Annotated in this window: 15 protein-coding genes; 2 read left to right on the top strand and 13 right to left on the bottom strand. The window is 61.2% G+C overall.

Annotation, left to right across the window (positions count from 1 at the left end; genetic code table 11):
• Positions 1-51: 51 nt before the first annotated feature.
• The 13 genes from JAB1_RS04490 to JAB1_RS04430 form a co-directional block, all read right to left on the bottom strand.
• Positions 52-693 carry a DUF502 domain-containing protein gene (locus JAB1_RS04490; protein WP_034778417.1) on the bottom strand — a complete coding sequence of 214 codons (642 nt, stop codon included), beginning with the start codon at positions 691-693 and terminating at the stop codon, positions 52-54.
• Between the two features lie 40 nt (positions 694-733).
• A complete protein-coding gene (locus tag JAB1_RS04485; RefSeq protein WP_070278979.1) occupies positions 734-1,042 on the bottom strand; it encodes an FmdB family zinc ribbon protein in 309 nt (102 codons plus the stop codon).
• A gap of 79 nt (positions 1,043-1,121) precedes the next feature.
• On the bottom strand, positions 1,122-1,724 hold the full coding sequence (locus tag JAB1_RS04480) for a methyltransferase (RefSeq protein ID WP_070278978.1): 603 nt from the start codon (positions 1,722-1,724) through the stop codon (positions 1,122-1,124).
• Positions 1,725-1,743: 19 nt separating this feature from the next.
• Positions 1,744-3,315 (bottom strand): ubiquinone biosynthesis regulatory protein kinase UbiB, encoded by a 1,572-nt coding sequence (gene ubiB, locus JAB1_RS04475; protein ID WP_034778413.1) that lies wholly within the window; start codon positions 3,313-3,315, stop codon positions 1,744-1,746.
• The gene (locus JAB1_RS04470) at positions 3,312-3,950 is read right to left on the bottom strand and encodes an SCP2 sterol-binding domain-containing protein (RefSeq protein WP_070278977.1); all 639 of its coding nucleotides are present in this window, start codon (positions 3,948-3,950) and stop codon (positions 3,312-3,314) included. The genes ubiB and JAB1_RS04470 overlap by 4 nt, the downstream gene beginning before the upstream one ends.
• 152 nt (positions 3,951-4,102) lie before the next feature.
• On the bottom strand, positions 4,103-5,050 hold the full coding sequence (locus JAB1_RS04465) for a Tim44-like domain-containing protein (RefSeq protein WP_070278976.1): 948 nt from the start codon (positions 5,048-5,050) through the stop codon (positions 4,103-4,105).
• Between the two features lie 42 nt (positions 5,051-5,092).
• Entirely contained in the window at positions 5,093-5,827 is a 735-nt protein-coding gene (gene ubiE / locus JAB1_RS04460) for a bifunctional demethylmenaquinone methyltransferase/2-methoxy-6-polyprenyl-1,4-benzoquinol methylase UbiE (RefSeq protein ID WP_034778407.1), read from the bottom strand.
• 29 nt (positions 5,828-5,856) lie between these two features.
• Positions 5,857-7,098 carry a sigma-70 family RNA polymerase sigma factor gene (locus tag JAB1_RS04455; RefSeq protein ID WP_070278975.1) on the bottom strand — a complete coding sequence of 414 codons (1,242 nt, stop codon included), beginning with the start codon at positions 7,096-7,098 and terminating at the stop codon, positions 5,857-5,859.
• 2 nt (positions 7,099-7,100) lie between these two features.
• Positions 7,101-7,445: a YciI family protein gene (locus JAB1_RS04450; protein WP_070278974.1), complete on the bottom strand. Its 345-nt coding sequence runs from the start codon at positions 7,443-7,445 to the stop codon at positions 7,101-7,103.
• A 98-nt stretch (positions 7,446-7,543) separates the two neighbouring features.
• Positions 7,544-7,996, bottom strand: coding sequence for a DUF971 domain-containing protein (locus JAB1_RS04445; RefSeq protein ID WP_070278973.1), 453 nt, complete (start codon positions 7,994-7,996; stop codon positions 7,544-7,546).
• A 9-nt stretch (positions 7,997-8,005) separates the two neighbouring features.
• Positions 8,006-8,449, bottom strand: a complete 444-nt coding sequence (locus JAB1_RS04440; protein ID WP_070278972.1) for an HIT family protein — start codon at positions 8,447-8,449, stop codon at positions 8,006-8,008.
• A complete protein-coding gene (locus tag JAB1_RS04435; protein WP_070278971.1) occupies positions 8,446-12,486 on the bottom strand; it encodes a DUF3683 domain-containing protein in 4,041 nt (1,346 codons plus the stop codon). The genes JAB1_RS04440 and JAB1_RS04435 overlap by 4 nt, the downstream gene beginning before the upstream one ends.
• A 268-nt stretch (positions 12,487-12,754) precedes the next feature.
• Positions 12,755-13,246, bottom strand: coding sequence for a YqaA family protein (locus JAB1_RS04430; protein WP_034778395.1), 492 nt, complete (start codon positions 13,244-13,246; stop codon positions 12,755-12,757).
• 201 nt (positions 13,247-13,447) lie between these two features.
• On the opposite strand from JAB1_RS04430, the gene ilvA reads away from it, so the two are divergent.
• Together ilvA and queF are read left to right on the top strand one after the other, a co-directional pair.
• Positions 13,448-14,983, top strand: a complete 1,536-nt coding sequence (ilvA, locus tag JAB1_RS04425) for a threonine ammonia-lyase, biosynthetic (RefSeq protein ID WP_034753344.1) — start codon at positions 13,448-13,450, stop codon at positions 14,981-14,983.
• An 82-nt stretch (positions 14,984-15,065) separates the two neighbouring features.
• A complete protein-coding gene (gene queF / locus JAB1_RS04420; RefSeq protein WP_070278970.1) occupies positions 15,066-15,908 on the top strand; it encodes an NADPH-dependent 7-cyano-7-deazaguanine reductase QueF in 843 nt (280 codons plus the stop codon).
• The last annotated feature ends 318 nt before the right edge of the window (positions 15,909-16,226 follow it).

Below are 16,226 nucleotides of genomic sequence, written 5' to 3'. Positions count from 1 at the left end.
TCAGGTTAGTGAGTGTTCAATCCGGCCACGTCCCGCATGGGACGCCTGCCTTTATTCTTTGGCTGCCGGGGCCGGTACAGCAACAACTTCCGCAGGCGCCACCACGCCCATCGAGACAATATATTTGAGCGCCGCATCGACGCTCATGTCGAGTTCGACGACATCGCTGCGCTTCATCATCAGGAAAAAGCCCGATGTCGGATTGGGCGTCGTCGGCACATACACGCTGACAAAGTCGCCCACCAGGTGGTTCGCCGCATCGCCGCCCGGCACGCCGGTCAGGAAAGCGATGGTCCAGGAGTTCTGGTGCGGATACGGCACCAGCACGGCCTTGCGGAAGGCATTGCCCGACGGGGAAAACAGGGTATCCGACACTTGCTTGACGCTCGAATACAGGGAATTGACGATGGGTATGCGTTGCAGCAATTTTTCCCACAGTTTCACCACGTAATTGCCGACCAGGTTATTCGTCAGCAAACCCGTGAAGAACACGATCAGTACCGTCAATACCGTGCCCAGGCCGGGAATGGTGCTCAGCGCGGGAATCTTGTGGCCGAACCATACGCTGGGCTGCGTACTGCCGGGCACCAGCAACAGCGACTGGTCCATCGTGCTGATCACCAGATTCAGGACCCAGGCGGTAATGGCCAGGGGAACCAAAATCAGCAATCCGGTAATAAAGTATTTACGCATCAGTTTCTCGGTAATGGATCGTATCGGCGCGGCGCGCTTTTCAGTCCGCTTTCGGCGCAGTGGCAACCGGAGCAGGCGCAGGGGCAGCAGCAGGCGCGCTCTCGGCAGCCGGGGCGGGCTTGGCGCCATCGGCCGGGCCCGTTGGAATGGCCGTGGTGGGCGCCGTGCCGCCGCGGAAATCGGTCGCGTACCAGCCAGTGCCCTTCAATTGGAAACCGGCGGCCGTCAATTGTTTCTTGAAACTGGGCTTGCCGCACGACAGGCACACCGTCAGTACTGGATCGGAGATCTTTTGCAAGACATCCTTGGCAAAACCACACTCGTCACAACGGTAAGCGTAAATCGGCATCTCTACTCCGAGAAAATCATCAAAAACCCTGAATTATAAAGCTTTTCCTTTGTCCCCAGCGGAAAATGCCCCGCCCGCCTCACTCCGCCCGGCGGCGCCAGCTCATCCAGCGCTCCTTGCCGGCGAAGACGGCAATGGAATCGTCCACGGCTTCGTCGGCCAGGCAGTCGAAATGCGGCGCCAGCAATTCCTGCAGTGCCTCACGCGACATACCAAATGGCGGTCCCTTGACATTGTCATCAAAGAAAAAGTAACCGGCCAGCATGGCGCCCGGCGCCAGCAGCTGCGCCCAGCGCGCCGCCACCTGCGGCCACATGGCGCGCGGCATGGCGCACAGGAAGGCCCGTTCATAGATCAGGTCCAGCGGCGCAACGGGTTCCCAGGCAAAGAAATCCGCTTCCACCACCTGCCCTGCCCGCGCACCGACGACAGCGCGCGCGGCGGCCACGGCGGCCGGCGAGAAGTCGATGGCCGTGGCATCCCAGCCGTGATCCAGCATGAAGACCAGTTCATAGGCCGAGCCGCAGCCAGGAATCAGGCAGCGCAGCGGCGCCGGGCTGCCTGCAACAAAGCTGCGCAGGCGCGACGGCACGCCGCCCTGGTCCCACGGCGTGAATTGCTTCTCGAAACGCTCGTTCCAGAAGGCGGGCGACAGCGGATCGCGGGTGGTGAAGTCAGCCATCACTTACGTCCTCAGACCGTTAAAACGGCAGTTGATGCCAGCGCATGAACACTTGCAAGCCCAGCGCGCCGAGGGCGAAGGCGCCCACGAAGTACACGATAAAGCTCAGCAATCGATTCGTCTGGCGTTGCTCAGCCAGCAAGGTTTTCATCAGTTCCACCTCGTTTTCGCGCGGTTCGCCATGCACCGTCAAGGCCTGGTGCAGCAAGCGCGGCAATTGCGGGAAGATATGCGCATAACGGGGCGCCTCGGCGCGCAGGCGCTCCATGAAGCCTTGCGGCCCCACCTGGTTGCTCATCCATCTTTCCAGATACGGCTTGGCCGTTTGCCACAGGTCCAGTTCCGGGTCCAGCTGGCGGCCCAGGCCTTCGATATTGAGCAGGGTCTTTTGCAGCAGCACCAGTTGCGGCTGCACTTCCACGTTGAAGCGGCGCGAAGTCTGGAACAGACGCAGCAAGACTTGCCCGAAAGAAATATCCTTCAGCGGACGGTCGAAGATCGGCTCGCAGCAGGCGCGCACGGCCGCTTCCAGCTCATCGACGCGCGTGTCTTTCGGCGCCCAGCCCGATTCGATATGCGCCTCGGCCACGCGCTTGTAATCGCGGCGGAAGAAGGCGAGGAAGTTTTGCGACAGATAATCCTTGTCGTAGTCGTTCAACGTTCCCACGATGCCGAAGTCGAGCGCGATATAGCGGCCGAACGATTCGGGCGCGATCGATACAAGAATATTCCCCGGGTGCATGTCCGCATGGAAAAAGCCGTCGCGGAACACTTGCGTGAAGAAAATTTCCACGCCATCGCTGGAGAGCTTGCGCAAATCCACGCCGGCCGCCACCAGGCGCTCGGTCTGCGACACGGGAATCCCATACATGCGCTCCATGACGATGACGCTGCTGGAACAGTAATCCCAGTGCATTTCCGGCACCAGCAGCAATTCCGAGTTGGCGAAGTTGCGGCGCAACTGGCTGGCGTTGGCCGCCTCGCGCATCAGGTCCAGCTCGTCGTGCAGGTATTTGTCGAACTCGCCCACCACTTCCTTGGGTTTCAGGCGCTTGCTGTCGGCCCACAGGCGGCTGGTCCAGTCGGCGGCGATGTGCATCAGGGCCACGTCTTCGTCGATCAGCTTTTTCATGCCTGGACGCAAAACCTTCACGGCCACTTCGCGGCCATCTTTCAAGGTGGCGAAGTGCACCTGGGCAATCGAGGCAGACGCCACCGGTTCGCGCTCGAAGCTGGCAAACAGCTGATCCGGGTGCGCGCCGAGGGACTTGGTGATCTGCGCGATGGCCAGGTCGGAATCAAACGGCGGCACCCGGTCTTGCAGGCGCGCCAGTTCTTCGGCGATGTCGAGCGGCATCAGGTCGCGCCGGGTCGACAGCACCTGGCCGAATTTGACGAAAATCGGACCCAGCTCTTCCAGCGCCAGGCGCAGGCGCAAGCCCCGTGGCGACGACAGGTCGCGCCAGAAAATCAGGGTGTCGATCAATTTGGCGGTGCGGGGAACTTGCAGACCAGAAATCGCTATCTCATCCAGACCGTACTTGATGGAAACACGGATGATTTTAAACAGGCGCAGGAATTTCAATATCATGTAGACAAATCCGGTGAGGAGGACTGCGGCTGGACGGCGGCGGCCGCCTTTTCCAGCCGGGCAAGGCGCTTGGCCAGGCGTTCGACGTCATCGCGCACGCGCGTCACGCCAGCGGAATACTCTTGCAAGGTAGAAGGACGGATCAGCATGGGCTGTTCGTCGAGAAAATATTCGGCCACGTTTTCCGCCAGTTTTTGCTGGCCCGTGCGCACAAAGGCGGCGGCATCCCTGGCACCGGCAACCAGGCGCGTGGCCAGCATGGGTCCCACGACCTTTTCCAGGTCGTGCTCCGCTTCCCAGCGCAGGCCCTTGCTCAATTGCGAAATCGCATTGGCAAACTCGGCATCGCCTTCGATCTTGACGTAGGAAAACGCCCGCTCGCGGTTTTGCAGGATCAGCGGCACATCGGACAATTTCACGCGGATGGTGACGTTGGCCGGCATGTCGGCCGGCGCCGCTTCCAGCATGCCGGCCCTGTCGACGCGCAGGCGCAAGGCCACGGCGCCCGTGTCGATACAGGCCAGCTTGCCAGCGTGCACGGCCAGCTGCTGGCGCGCCCACGGCTCTTGCGCCAGCAAATGGTTAATTGTCGCGATGACGGGCGTCATCAGGGAGAGATCGGGAAGTGGTGCCATCTATATACAGCGCGCCAGGCGCGCCCCTAAAAAGAAAAAACCGCCCGTAAAACAACGTGGGCGGTTTCGATCTTACCAGTTCAGCAGGAAATATCTGTTAAGCATCATGCATTCCGCATGGACTTAAGCCATTATTCAGCAAGTTTTTACAATTAATTCAATTGCTGGATGCCTGCCAAGACCCAGCCGCTATTGCCGCTGACGGGTTTCGACATATTCCATACTTCCGCGAACGGTTCCGCTGCCGCGCCAGGCGCCGAACGGATCAGGCCCGTAAACTTCACGCTGGCCAGGTAATCGTTGACGCTCGTCTCGATGCCCAGCAGTTCGGCATCGATGGTGACGACATCGGTAAAGTCCGGCTGCGCGCCCCGTTCCTGGATTTGCATGCGCAGTTCGGCATACACTTCCGGCGACGTGAATTCGCGGATATCGTTGACGTCGGCCTTGTCCCAGGCCGCTTGCAAGCGAATGAAATTGCTTTTCGCGTGGCGCAGGAAGGCATCCTTGTCGAAGTCGCCTGGCACGCCCCATGGCGCGGCCGGTGCCGGGACCGGCTTATCCAGGCCTACGCCGGACGAGACAGGCTGCAGCGGCGGCAGCGGTGGAATGCGCGAACCGATGTCAGGCACGTTGCCGGCTGGCGCAGGCTGGTTGCCGCCAAAACCGGCGAACGGCGCATTGCCGCCAGCATTGTTGTCGCGCTTGCCGCGCACCATGCGGTAGATGAAGAACGCCACGCCGGCCAGCAAGGCCACCATCAGCAGGGTGCTGATCATGCTGGCCAGGGCGCCGCCCAGGCCAAAATGCGACAGCAGCGCGCCCAGGCCCAGGCCCAGCAAGGCGCCGCCCAGCAAGCCTTTCCAGCGGCTCGGCGCCTTGGCGGCAGGCGCTGGCGCGGGGGCCGGCGCAGGTTGCGCCTGGCGTGGCGCGGCGGCCGGTGCCGGCGTTGGCGCCGGTGCGGGCGCCTGGCGCCCCACGTTTTGCGACTGGCGGCCAAACGAACGGCCACCGCCCATGGGACGGGCCAGCGCCTCGCCCAGCATGGATACCGTGGTCGCGGCCAGCATCATGCCGACCATAAATTTCTTCAATTTCATTCCATCTCCTAAAATCACCGGCTTGGTGAGTTACAGCTTGAATTACATCTTGATGCCGGTATGCAAAGCGGCAATGCCTGCCGTCAAATTGTAGTACTGCACGCGCTCCAGGCCCGCCGTTTCCATCATGGTCTTCAGCGTTTCCTGGTCCGGATGCATGCGGATCGATTCTGCCAGGTAGCGATAACTTTCCGCGTCGCCGGCGATTTTCTGTCCGAACCACGGCAAGACCGAGAACGAATACAGGTCGTACGGCTTTTGCAGGGGCGCTGCCACCTTGGAAAACTCCAGCACCAGCAGCTTGCCGCCCGGTTTCAGCACGCGGCGCATTTCCGCCAGCGCCACATCCTTGTGCGTCATGTTGCGCAAGCCAAAGGCCACGCTGACACGGTCAAAATAATTATCGGGGAATGGCAGCTTTTCCGCGTCACACAACATGGTGGGGGTGAGCAAGCCGCGATTCAAGAGGCGGTCGCGGCCCACGCGCAACATCGATTCATTGATATCGGTCAACCAGACTTCGCCGGTAGGGCCCGCCTGCTTGGCGAATGCCTTCGACAGGTCGCCCGTGCCGCCGGCGATGTCGAGCACCTTGAAACCGGGGCGCACGCCCGCATTGGCAATGGTAAACGTCTTCCACAGACGGTGCAGCCCGCCCGACATCAAGTCGTTCATCACGTCGTATTTGGCAGCGACGGAATGGAACACCTTGGCGACTTCGCGCACTTTGTCGTCTTCTGCAACTGTTTTGTATCCGAAATGGGTCGTATTGGTCATGGTAGGCAGTCTGTTTGAACTTGGGAGCATTATACAAGCGGCAGGCGCATTTCCCCGTGACGCCGGAGAAGGTATTGCCTTTCCACTGCATTCGAAGCCAGCATTGCCGCCCGGGCATACGCCGCCAGCGCCCCCGGCCGGTCGCCCTGGCGGCGCAGCAAGTCGGCCCGGGCCGCGTGCAAATAGTGCGAATTGGCAAGACTGGGCACGGTTTCCAGCCGCGCCAGCCAGGCCAGGCCGTGTGCGGCACCGTACGCCATGGCGCAGGCGATCACGGCATTGAGCAAGATCAACGGTTCCGGCTTGTGCCGCAGCAAGGCGCCGTACAGGGCGCTGATCTGGCGCCAGTCCGTCTGGCTGGCCGTGGGAGCTTTGGCGTGCAAAGCGGCAATGGCTGCCTGCAGCTGATATACCCCTGGCGCGCGCGCAAGCAAAGCCAATTCCAGCAGCGCCAGTCCCTCGGCAATCAGGGCGTCATCCCACAGGCGCCGGTCCTGCTCTTCCAGGGTCAGCAAATGCCCCTCGGGCGACAGGCGGGCCGGACCGCGCGACGCCTGCAGCAGCATCAGGGCCAATAGCCCCTGCACTTCCGGCTGGCCGGGCTGCAGGCTGTCAAGCAGCCGCCCCAGGCGCAGCGCCTCCGCGCACAGGTCGGCGCGCAGCAGGGTGTCGCCGCCGCTGGCGCAATAACCTTCGCTGAACACCAGGTAAATCACGTGCAGCACTTGCGCCAGCCGTTGCTGCAATTCTTGCTCAGGTGGCAACTCGAAAGGAATGCGCGCTTCGGCGATCTTGCGCCTGGCGCGCAATAAGCGCTGCGACAGGGCCGCTTCCGCCACGCCGAAGGCGCGCGCGATCTCGGCCGTGGACAAGCCACACAGGGTGCGCAGGGCCAGCGCCACCTGCGCCTCGGGCGCCAGCGCGGGATGGCAGCAGATGAACAGCAGGCGCAGGCGGTCGTCCCCGATGGCGTGCGCTTCTTCAATCACGGCCGCCGGCAGGCAGGACAGCACGGCTTCGGCCTCGCTGACGCTCTTGCCTGCCCGGCGCACGTGATCGAGGCCCGCATTGCGCGCCACGGCACTGAGCCAGGCGGCGGGATTATCGGGGATGCCCGCCCGCGGCCACAGTTCCAGCGCTTTGCTGCACGCTTCCTGCAACACATCTTCCGCCAGACCCAGGTCGCCGAAGCGCCGCATCAGGCCGGCCAGCACCCTGCCCTTTTCCTGGCGAAAGACGTGCTCGACGGCCGCAATGGCGTCGCCGGCCATGTTTATGCCGTGACAGGCCGTACTTCGATGGTGCCCAGGGAGGCGGCCGGACAGCGCCCGGCCCAGGCCAGCGCCTCGTCCAGGTGGGCGCAATCCAGCAGGTAATAGCCGCCCAGCTGCTCCTTGGTTTCCGCGAACGGCCCATCCGTGATGACAGCCTTGCCGTTTTGCACACGCACGCTGGTGGCGCTGCGTACGGGCGCCAGTTCCGCGCCCCCGCGCAGCACGCCAGCGGCCTCCAGGTCTTGCGTATAGCTGGCAAAGTCGGCCATCAGGCTGGCCATCTGGCCCTCCTCCATGGCTTCATAGCGCGCCTCGTCGGCGTAGATCAGGATCATGTATTCCATAGTCTCTTCTCCAAAAGAAAAATGCCCGCAAGCGCGGGCATTCATACGACGAATGGATATGCGGCAATCCGACAAGCTTAACGCATTATTTTTTCACCTTAGTGTTTGTGCCCGCAACTGGGCCCATGAACATGACCGCCGGAAGATTGCTTGACCGTCATGTCGGCCTTGGCGTCGCGGCCGCTGTCGCCCGGATAGCCGGCTGCCGTCAGGCGGTCCAGATAATCCTGCCACAGGGTCGCTTGCTCCGCGCCCAGCTTGTACAGATAAGCCCAGGTGTACAGGCCGGAATTGTGGCCATCGCTGAAGGTGGGCTGCACGGCGTAGTTGCCGACCGGTTCCAGGCCCGTGATGCCGACCAGGCGTTTTCCTAATTGCAAGGTTTCCTGGCCCTTGCCATGGCCTTGCACTTCGGCCGACGGCGAGTACACGCGCAGGTATTCGAACGGCAGCGCAAATTCGCTGCCATCATCGAAAGCCACGTCGAGCACGCGCGACTGGTTATGCACGGTCAAGCCGGTGGGTTGGGGCGTTGCTACTTTTTCAGTCATGACAATACTTTATGCGGATAAACGTTGAATGATGGCGTCGCGCAAGGCCGGCAACAGGGCGCGGCGCGCGGCCAGCACCTCGGGTGCCGTCTCGCGCTGGATCACCGCCCAGCTGGGATTCGGAAAATGCGCGTCGTCGCGGTAGCGGGGAATCACGTGCCAGTGCACGTGCGGCGTCATGTTGCCGAAACTGGCCACGTTGACCTTTTCCGGCTGCATCACTTCCCGCACGGCCAGTTCGACTTGCCACACGACTTCCATCACATAGTTGCGCTCACCGGGCGTGAGATCCGTCATTTCCTTGACGTGCTTGTTCCAGATCACGCGGCAAAAGCCGGGATAGGCGGCGTCATCAACCGCCACGACGGACAGGCGCTCGCTGCGCCACAGCAAGGCTTCACAGCCCTGCTTGTTGGCAAAGCCGTCGAGCAGTGTGCACAGATCGCAGGTCACACCAACACCCGCTCAATGCCGCCGTCATTGGCGCGTTTCACGTAATCCGGCATCCAGTTCTCTCCCAGCAAGTGTTTGGCGATCTCGACGACGATGTAGTCGGCCGTCGTGCCCGAATCGTCATTGTAGCGCGACAAGCCTTGCAGGCACGACGGGCAACTGGTGAGGATCTTCACATCGCCCGTGAAACCGTCGCCGCGCAGCTTGTCGGCGCCCTTGACCATTTCTTCTTCCTTGCGGAAACGCACTTGCGTGGAAATATCGGGGCGCGTGACGGCCAGCGAACCCGATTCGCCGCAGCAACGGTCATTCTTCTCGATCTTCACGTTATCCACCGTGCTGATCAGGGAATTGATGGTCTTGCCCGATTCCTGCAGCTTCATCGGATTGTGGCATGGCTCGTGGTACATATAACGGGTGCCGTTGACGCCTTCCAGCTTGACGTTTTTCTCCAGCAGATACTCATGGATATCCATGATGCGGCAGCCAGGGAAAATCTTTTCAAACTGATACGTGGCCAGCTGGTCGTAACAGGTGCCGCACGAGACGAGCACCGTCTTGATGTCCAGATAATTGAGCGTGTTGGCCATGCGGTGGAACAGGACGCGGTTATCCGTCATCATCTTCTCGGCCTTGTCGAACTCGCCCGCGCCCCGCTGCGGATAACCGCAGCACAGGTAGCCCGGCGGCAAGACCGTCTGCACGCCCACTTCCCACAGCATCGCTTGCGTGGCCAGGCCCACTTGCGAGAACAAACGTTCCGAACCGCAACCAGGGAAGTAGAACACGGCTTCCGTATCGGCCGTCGTCGTCTTCGGATTGCGGATGATCGGGATGACCTTGTCGTCTTCGATGTCGAGCAGCGCGCGCGCCGATTTCTTCGGCAGATTGCCCGGCATCTTTTTGTTGATGAAATGGATCACCTGCGCCTTGACGGGCGGCTTGCCCGTCGATGGCGGCGGCGCCTTGGTTTGCTTCTTGGCAAACTTCTTCAGCAAGTCATGGCCCAGGCGCTGCGCCTTGTAACCCCAGCCGATCATGACCTTGCGCGTGGCGTTGATGGTCACGGGATCGGTGGCGTTGAGGAACATCATCGTCGCCTTGGTGCCCGGATTAAAGCTCTTCTTGTCCATCTTGCGCAGCAAGTTGCGCATGTTCATCGACACGTCGCCGAAATCGATATTCACGGGGCAAGGCGTGACGCACTTATGGCAGACCGTGCAATGGTCGGCCACGTCTTCGAACTCTTCCCAATGCTTGATGGAAATACCGCGGCGCGTCTGCTCTTCGTACAGGAACGCTTCGATCAGGGACGAGGTCGCCAAGATCTTGTCGCGCGGCGAGTACAGCAAATTGGCGCGCGGCACGTGGGTCGAGCACACGGGCTTGCACTTGCCACAACGCAAGCAATCCTTGACGCTGTCGGCGATGGCGCCGATATCGCTTTGCTGCATGATCAAGGATTCGTGGCCCATCAGGCCGAACGATGGCGTGTAGGCATTGCGCAAGTCGGCGCCCATGCCCGGCAAGTTCAACAATTTTCCCTTGTTGAAACGGCCTTCCGGATCGATGCGCTGCTTGTAGCTGCGGAACTCGCCGATCTCTTCTTCCGTCAAGAATTCCAGCTTGGTAATGCCGATACCGTGTTCGCCGGAAATGACGCCATTCAGCGAGCGGGCCAAAATCATGATGCGGCCCACGGCTTCATGGGCGTCCTGCAGCATTTCGTAATTGTCCGAGTTGACGGGCAAGTTCGTGTGCACGTTGCCGTCGCCTGCGTGCATGTGCAGCGCGACAAAGACGCGCGAACGCAGGATGCGCGCGTGGATGGCGGTTGCCTCGTCGAGGATCAGCTTGAATGCGGCGCCGTTGAAGATCTGGCGCAACTGGGCGCGGATTTCCTGCTTCCAGGTGATGCGCACGGTGCGGTCCTGCACCACGTCGAACAGGGTGGCGTCAGGCTGCGTTTCCAGGCGCGCATCAAACACGGGCAGCAAGCGTTCCATGCCCAGTTCGGCCAATTCGCCCTTCACGTCCGCCAGCGGACGGTCCAGCTGGGCCAGCAGATAGGTCCAGCGTGCCGTGACTTGCGCCAGCAACTGCTGTGCCTGCTCGGCGCGGTCGCCCAGCATTTCCGCATCGTCGACCCGGTCATCCGATGCATCGTCGCTCTTGCCAACAGGCAAGTTGCCCTTGCCAAAGAATTCGCTCAAGGCATCCGCCAGTTGCAGCTTGTTCTTGATCGACAGCTCGATATTGATGCGCTCGATGCCATCCGTGTATTCGCCCATGCGGTTCAGGGGAATCACCACGTCTTCATTGATCTTGAACGCATTCGTGTGCTTGGCGATCGCCGCCGTGCGGGCTCTATCGAGCCAGAATTTCTTGCGCGCTTCCGGGCTGACGGCAACAAAACCTTCGCCCACGCGGGTGTTGGCGATGCGCACCACTTCCGACGCCGCTTGCGCCACGGCGTTTTCATCGTCGCCGACGATGTCGCCAAACAGGGCCATCTTCGGCAGCACGCCCCGCTTCGACTTGGTGGCGTAGCCGACGGCGCGCAGGTAGCGCTCGTCCAGGTGCTCCAGGCCCGCCAGGCGGATGGTCGTATATTGCTCGCCCTTGGCCGGCAAGCCATCGAGGTAATCCTTGATTTCCACGATCGACGGGATCGCGTCGCGCGCCTGGCCAAAGAACTCCAGGCAGACGGTACGGGCGAACTTCGGCATCTTGTGCAGAATCCAGCGCGCCGACGTGATCAGGCCGTCGCAGCCTTCTTTCTGGATGCCCGGCAAGCCGGCGAGGAATTTGTCCGTTACGTCCTTGCCCAGTCCCTCTTTACGGAACTTGCGGCCAGGAATTTCCAGGATTTCCGTCTTGAACGGTGCGTTCGGCTTCGTCGCGTCGCGCGTGCTCGGGTGGCGCCATTCCAGCTGGAAACGTGCCAGCGCGATATCGTGGATCTTGCCCAGGTTATGGTCGAGGCGCGTGACGTCGAGCCAGTCGCCGTTCGGGTCGACCATACGCCACGAAGCCAGGTTGTCCAGCGCCGTGCCCCACAGCACGGCCTTCTTGCCGCCCGCATTCATGGCGACGTTGCCGCCGATGCAAGAGGCGTGCGCCGAGGTCGGGTCGACGGCAAACACGAAACCGGCCTTCTCGGCCGCTTCCGACACTTTATTCGTGATCACGCCCGCGCCCGAATTGATCGTCGCGTATTCGTGCGTGAGGCCCGGCAAGACCGTCATTTCCACAGCGCCCAGGGTAATGAGTTTTTCCGTGTTGATGACGGCCGACATCGGCGTCAATGGAATCGCGCCGCCCGTGTAGCCGGTGCCGCCGCCGCGCGGGATGATGGTCAGTCCCAGCTCGATACAGCCTTTCACCAGGCCGGCCATTTCCTCTTCCGTGTCGGGCGTCAGGACGACGAACGGGTATTCCACACGCCAGTCGGTGGCGTCCGTCACGTGCGACACGCGCGTCATGCCGTCGAAGCGCACATTGTGTTTTTCCGTGTAGCGGCCCAGCACCTTGACCGTGCGCTTGCGCAAGTCGTAGGTCTTGCGGAATTCGTCGCCAAAGTCGGCCACGGCCTTGCTGGCCGCTTTCAGCAGCAACTCCACATTGGCGCTACGCGCCTTGGCAACTTCGGGCGATTCGCCACTGGCGGCCACGTCGCCGCCGGCCGCATCGATGGACAGGCGGCGCTTGTCGACTTCGGCCAGGCGGTGATGCAAGGCATCGATCAAGCCCTGGCGGCGCTTCGGGTTGTCGAGCAAGTCATCTTGCAGATACGGATTGCGGCGCACGACCCAGATATCGCCCAGCACCTCGTACAGCATGCGGGCCGAACGGCCTGTCTGACGGGCGCCGCGCAGCTCGTCGAGCAGGCGCCAGGAGTCCTCCCCCAACAGGCGTATGACGATCTCGCGATCGGAAAACGACGTGTAGTTATACGGGATTTCGCGCAGGCGGCTTGCTGCGGGACCATTCGGCGTTTCTGCCAGTAAAGCTTGGATATGTGCGGGAGCGTTCATGGAGTGTGGTGACGATGTGGACTGGACCCTAAAGGCCCATTTTATCTTATTGCGCCGCACCATGCCGGAACAGCCTTAGGCCGCCTAAGGTTTAAACACCCCATCCGACACCATAGCAAATATGGAAAAGCCTTCTTTTGCATGAATAAAAAATCAGTATTGGTGATTTTTTGACGCAAAAATGCCAAGAATCGGACTCTGCTGCAAACTATCGAACTGCCCAAAAATGGGGCAAACTGGCGTTGCATTACGCCCGTTTGCCTGCTGTTTACGCCAGCATTTGTCCAATCCTGTGCCATACGCCATCGGGCACGTACAGCAGCAAGCCCGTCATGGTCAGGTAGCGCGCGCACTTGCCGACGGCCATGTAGGCCACGCTGGGCCAGAACGGCAGCTTGAGCCAGCCGGCCAGCGTGCACAGGGGGTCGCCCACGAGCGGCAGCCAGGCCAGCAGCATGGTCTTGGCCCCATAGCGGGCCAACCAGCGGAACCAGCGCGTGTCGCGCTCCTTGGCAAACGCCTGCTTGGCCCGGTAGCCCATCCAGTAGTCGACGATACCGCCCAGAGTATTGCCCAGGGTGGCGACGCCGATGGCGGCCCAGAACAGCGCGGGATTGGCCTTGATGACGGCAAAGACGGCCGGTTCCGAGCCGAGCGGCAACAAGGTGGCGGAAATAAAGCTGATCAGAAAGACCGATGTCAGCCCGACTTCCGGCGCTGCGATCAGTTGCAGCAGCCAGGCGATTGCGGATTCGATCATGGAACACTTCGCGATGCAGTAAGGCTCTCCATTATAATGAAGAGCAGCTTGCGCGCCGCACAATCCGCGCCGGCCGGCAAAGGCCTACCCGCCCGCAGTTCCATAGAGCATTATTGTCGCCAGGCTATCCGCCGCCGCGCCGCCGCTATCGCCCGACACGTTCCAGACCCTTTCTGGCCCAGAATCACTTGCTTGCAGACTATGAACATCGACTACCTCAAGAAAATCCTGACCGCCCGCGTCTATGACGTCGCTACCGAAACGCCACTGGAACTGGCCCCTGCCCTGTCGCAGCGCCTGAACAACCAGATTTACTTCAAGCGCGAAGACATGCAAAGCGTGTTCAGCTTCAAGATTCGTGGCGCCTACAACAAGATGTCCAAGCTGAGCGAAGCGGAACGCAAGCGCGGCGTGATTTGCGCCTCGGCCGGCAACCATGCCCAGGGCGTGGCCCTGTCGGCCGCGCGCATGGGTTGCCGTGCCGTCATCGTCATGCCGACCACCACGCCGCTGGTCAAGGTCGAGGCAGTCAAGGGCCGCGGCGGCGTGAATGTGGAAGTGGTGCTGCACGGCGAGTCCTACACGGATGCCTACAACCACGCGCTGACCCTGGAAAAGGAACAGAAGCTGACCTTCGTGCACCCGTTCGACGATCCGGACGTGATCGCCGGCCAGGGCACGATCGGTATGGAAATCCTGCGCCAGCACGCCGGCCCCATCCACGCCATCTTCGCACCCATCGGCGGCGGCGGCCTGATCGCCGGCATTGCCGCCTACGTGAAACAGATCCGTCCCGACATCAAGATCATCGGCGTGCAAAGCGTCGATTCGAACGCCATGGCCCGCTCGCTGAAAGCGGGCGAGCGCGTGACCCTGAACGACGTGGGCCTGTTTGCCGACGGCACGGCCGTGCGCCTGGCCGGCGAGGAAACTTTCCGCCTGGTGCAGGCGTATGTCGATGAAATCATCACCGTCGACACGGACGCCATCTGCGCCGCCATCAAGGATGTGTTTACGGATACGCGCAGCATTCTGGAACCGTCCGGCGCGCTGGCCATCGCCGGTGCCAAGGCCTATGTGGAACGGGCCAGCCTGACCAAGCATCCCGTCAACAATGAAACGCTGGTCACCATCGCCAGCGGCGCGAACATGAATTTCGACCGTTTGCGCTTCGTCGCGGAACGGGCCGAACTGGGCGAATTCCGCGAAGCCGTGTTTGCCGTCACCATGCGCGAACAGCGGGGCAGTTTTAAACGTTTCTGCTCGCTCATCGGCGCGCGCAACGTGACGGAATTTAATTACCGCATCAGCGATGAAAAAGCCGCGCACGTGTTCGTCGGCATCCAGATTGCCGACCGGCATGAATCGAGCGTGCTGGCAAAGACCTTCGAGGAACACGAATTCAAGACGCTGGACCTGACCCACGACGAGCTGGCCAAGTCGCACATCCGCCACCTGGTGGGCGGCAAGAGCCGGCTGGCGCAAGACGAGCTGCTGTACCGCTTCGAGTTCCCCGAGCGCCCGGGCGCGCTGATGCGCTTCCTCGACAGCATGGCGCCGAACTGGAATATTTCACTTTGCCATTACCGCAGCCAGGGCGGCGACGTGGGCCGCATCCTGATCGGCTTGCAAGTGCCGCCCGATGAAATGGGAGAGTTCGCCCGCTTCCTCGATACCCTGGGGTACCGTTACTGGGATGAAAGCAGCAATCCCGTCTATAAGCTGTTCCTGGGTTAAGCATCACCTCCCGACGGCGGCTACTCGCCGTCGGGGGAATTAGGCTACCATGCGTCCTTGACTGAATTCACGCCACACGACCATGACCACCACCAACGACCTCGCCGAACAATCCCCGCTGGGCAAAAGCTCCGCCTACCGCACCGATTACGCGCCGGAACTGCTGTTTCCCATTCCGCGCCAGGGCAAGCGCGACGAGCTGGAATTGCACGGCACCTTGCCGTTTTTCGGCCTCGATATCTGGAATGCCTATGAACTGTCGTGGCTGAACCAGCGCGGCAAGCCGCAGGTGGCCATCGCCAAGGTCAGCGCGCCGGCCGATTCGCCGAACATCATCGAGTCGAAATCATTCAAGCTGTACCTGAACTCCTTCAACCAGACCAAACTGGACAGCCCGGATGCGCTGGTGGCCTTGCTCAAGCAGGATTTATCGAACGGTTTCGGCGCGCCCGTGCAAGTGGAACTGACTTTGCAGGAAGATTTCGGCAAGCTGAAAATGGGCGAATTCGATGGCGTGCTGCTGGACCGCCTGGACCTGGAAATCACGCAATACACGCCCTCGCCGCTGCTGCTGAAGGCAGCGCTGGACGAAGCGCCAGTGGAAGAAAAACTCGTCTCGCACTTGCTCAAATCGAATTGCCTGGTGACGGGCCAGCCCGACTGGGGCAGCGTGCAGATCGAGTATGCGGGACCGCAGATCGACCAGGAAAGCCTGCTGCGTTACCTGATCGGTTTCCGCGAGCACAATGAATTCCACGAACAATGCGTGGAACGCATCTTTGTCGATATCTTGCGTCAGTGCAAGCCGCAAAAACTGTCCGTGTATGCGCGCTATACGCGCCGCGGCGGCCTCGATATCAATCCTTGGCGCAGCAACTTCAGCACGGGAGCGATGCCGGGCAATCTGCGCAACGCCCGTCAGTAACATTAGGCAACACCGCGCAACACCATGAAACCATGCCAACAGGAATGTTGGCTGTGTTTTAAAACAACGTTGCAGTAGTGCCGCAGAGCATGTCAAAGACGCTGAAAAATCGGAAAATCGGCATTCGGCGGCGGAAAAACCGGCGCGCCGCGTGTTTTTAATCAAGAAATAGCCGATACACGCCGATGTTATTTTTTTGCTAAAATGATGGTGACATGGGCTGTAGCGCCCACTGCGCCCGCAGCGGGCGTATACTGTTGAGAATTGGCGTTACAGGCCGCGGAAACAGGCCTATAATTCGGCTCGCAAGCCCTCTGC

The sequence above is a fragment of the Janthinobacterium sp. MP5059B genome (genome assembly GCF_001758645.1).
Taxonomy (GTDB): domain Bacteria; phylum Pseudomonadota; class Gammaproteobacteria; order Burkholderiales; family Burkholderiaceae_D; genus Janthinobacterium; species Janthinobacterium lividum.
The sequence above is the reverse complement of the archived record's forward strand: the minus strand, read 5'-3'. Positions and strand labels throughout refer to the sequence as shown.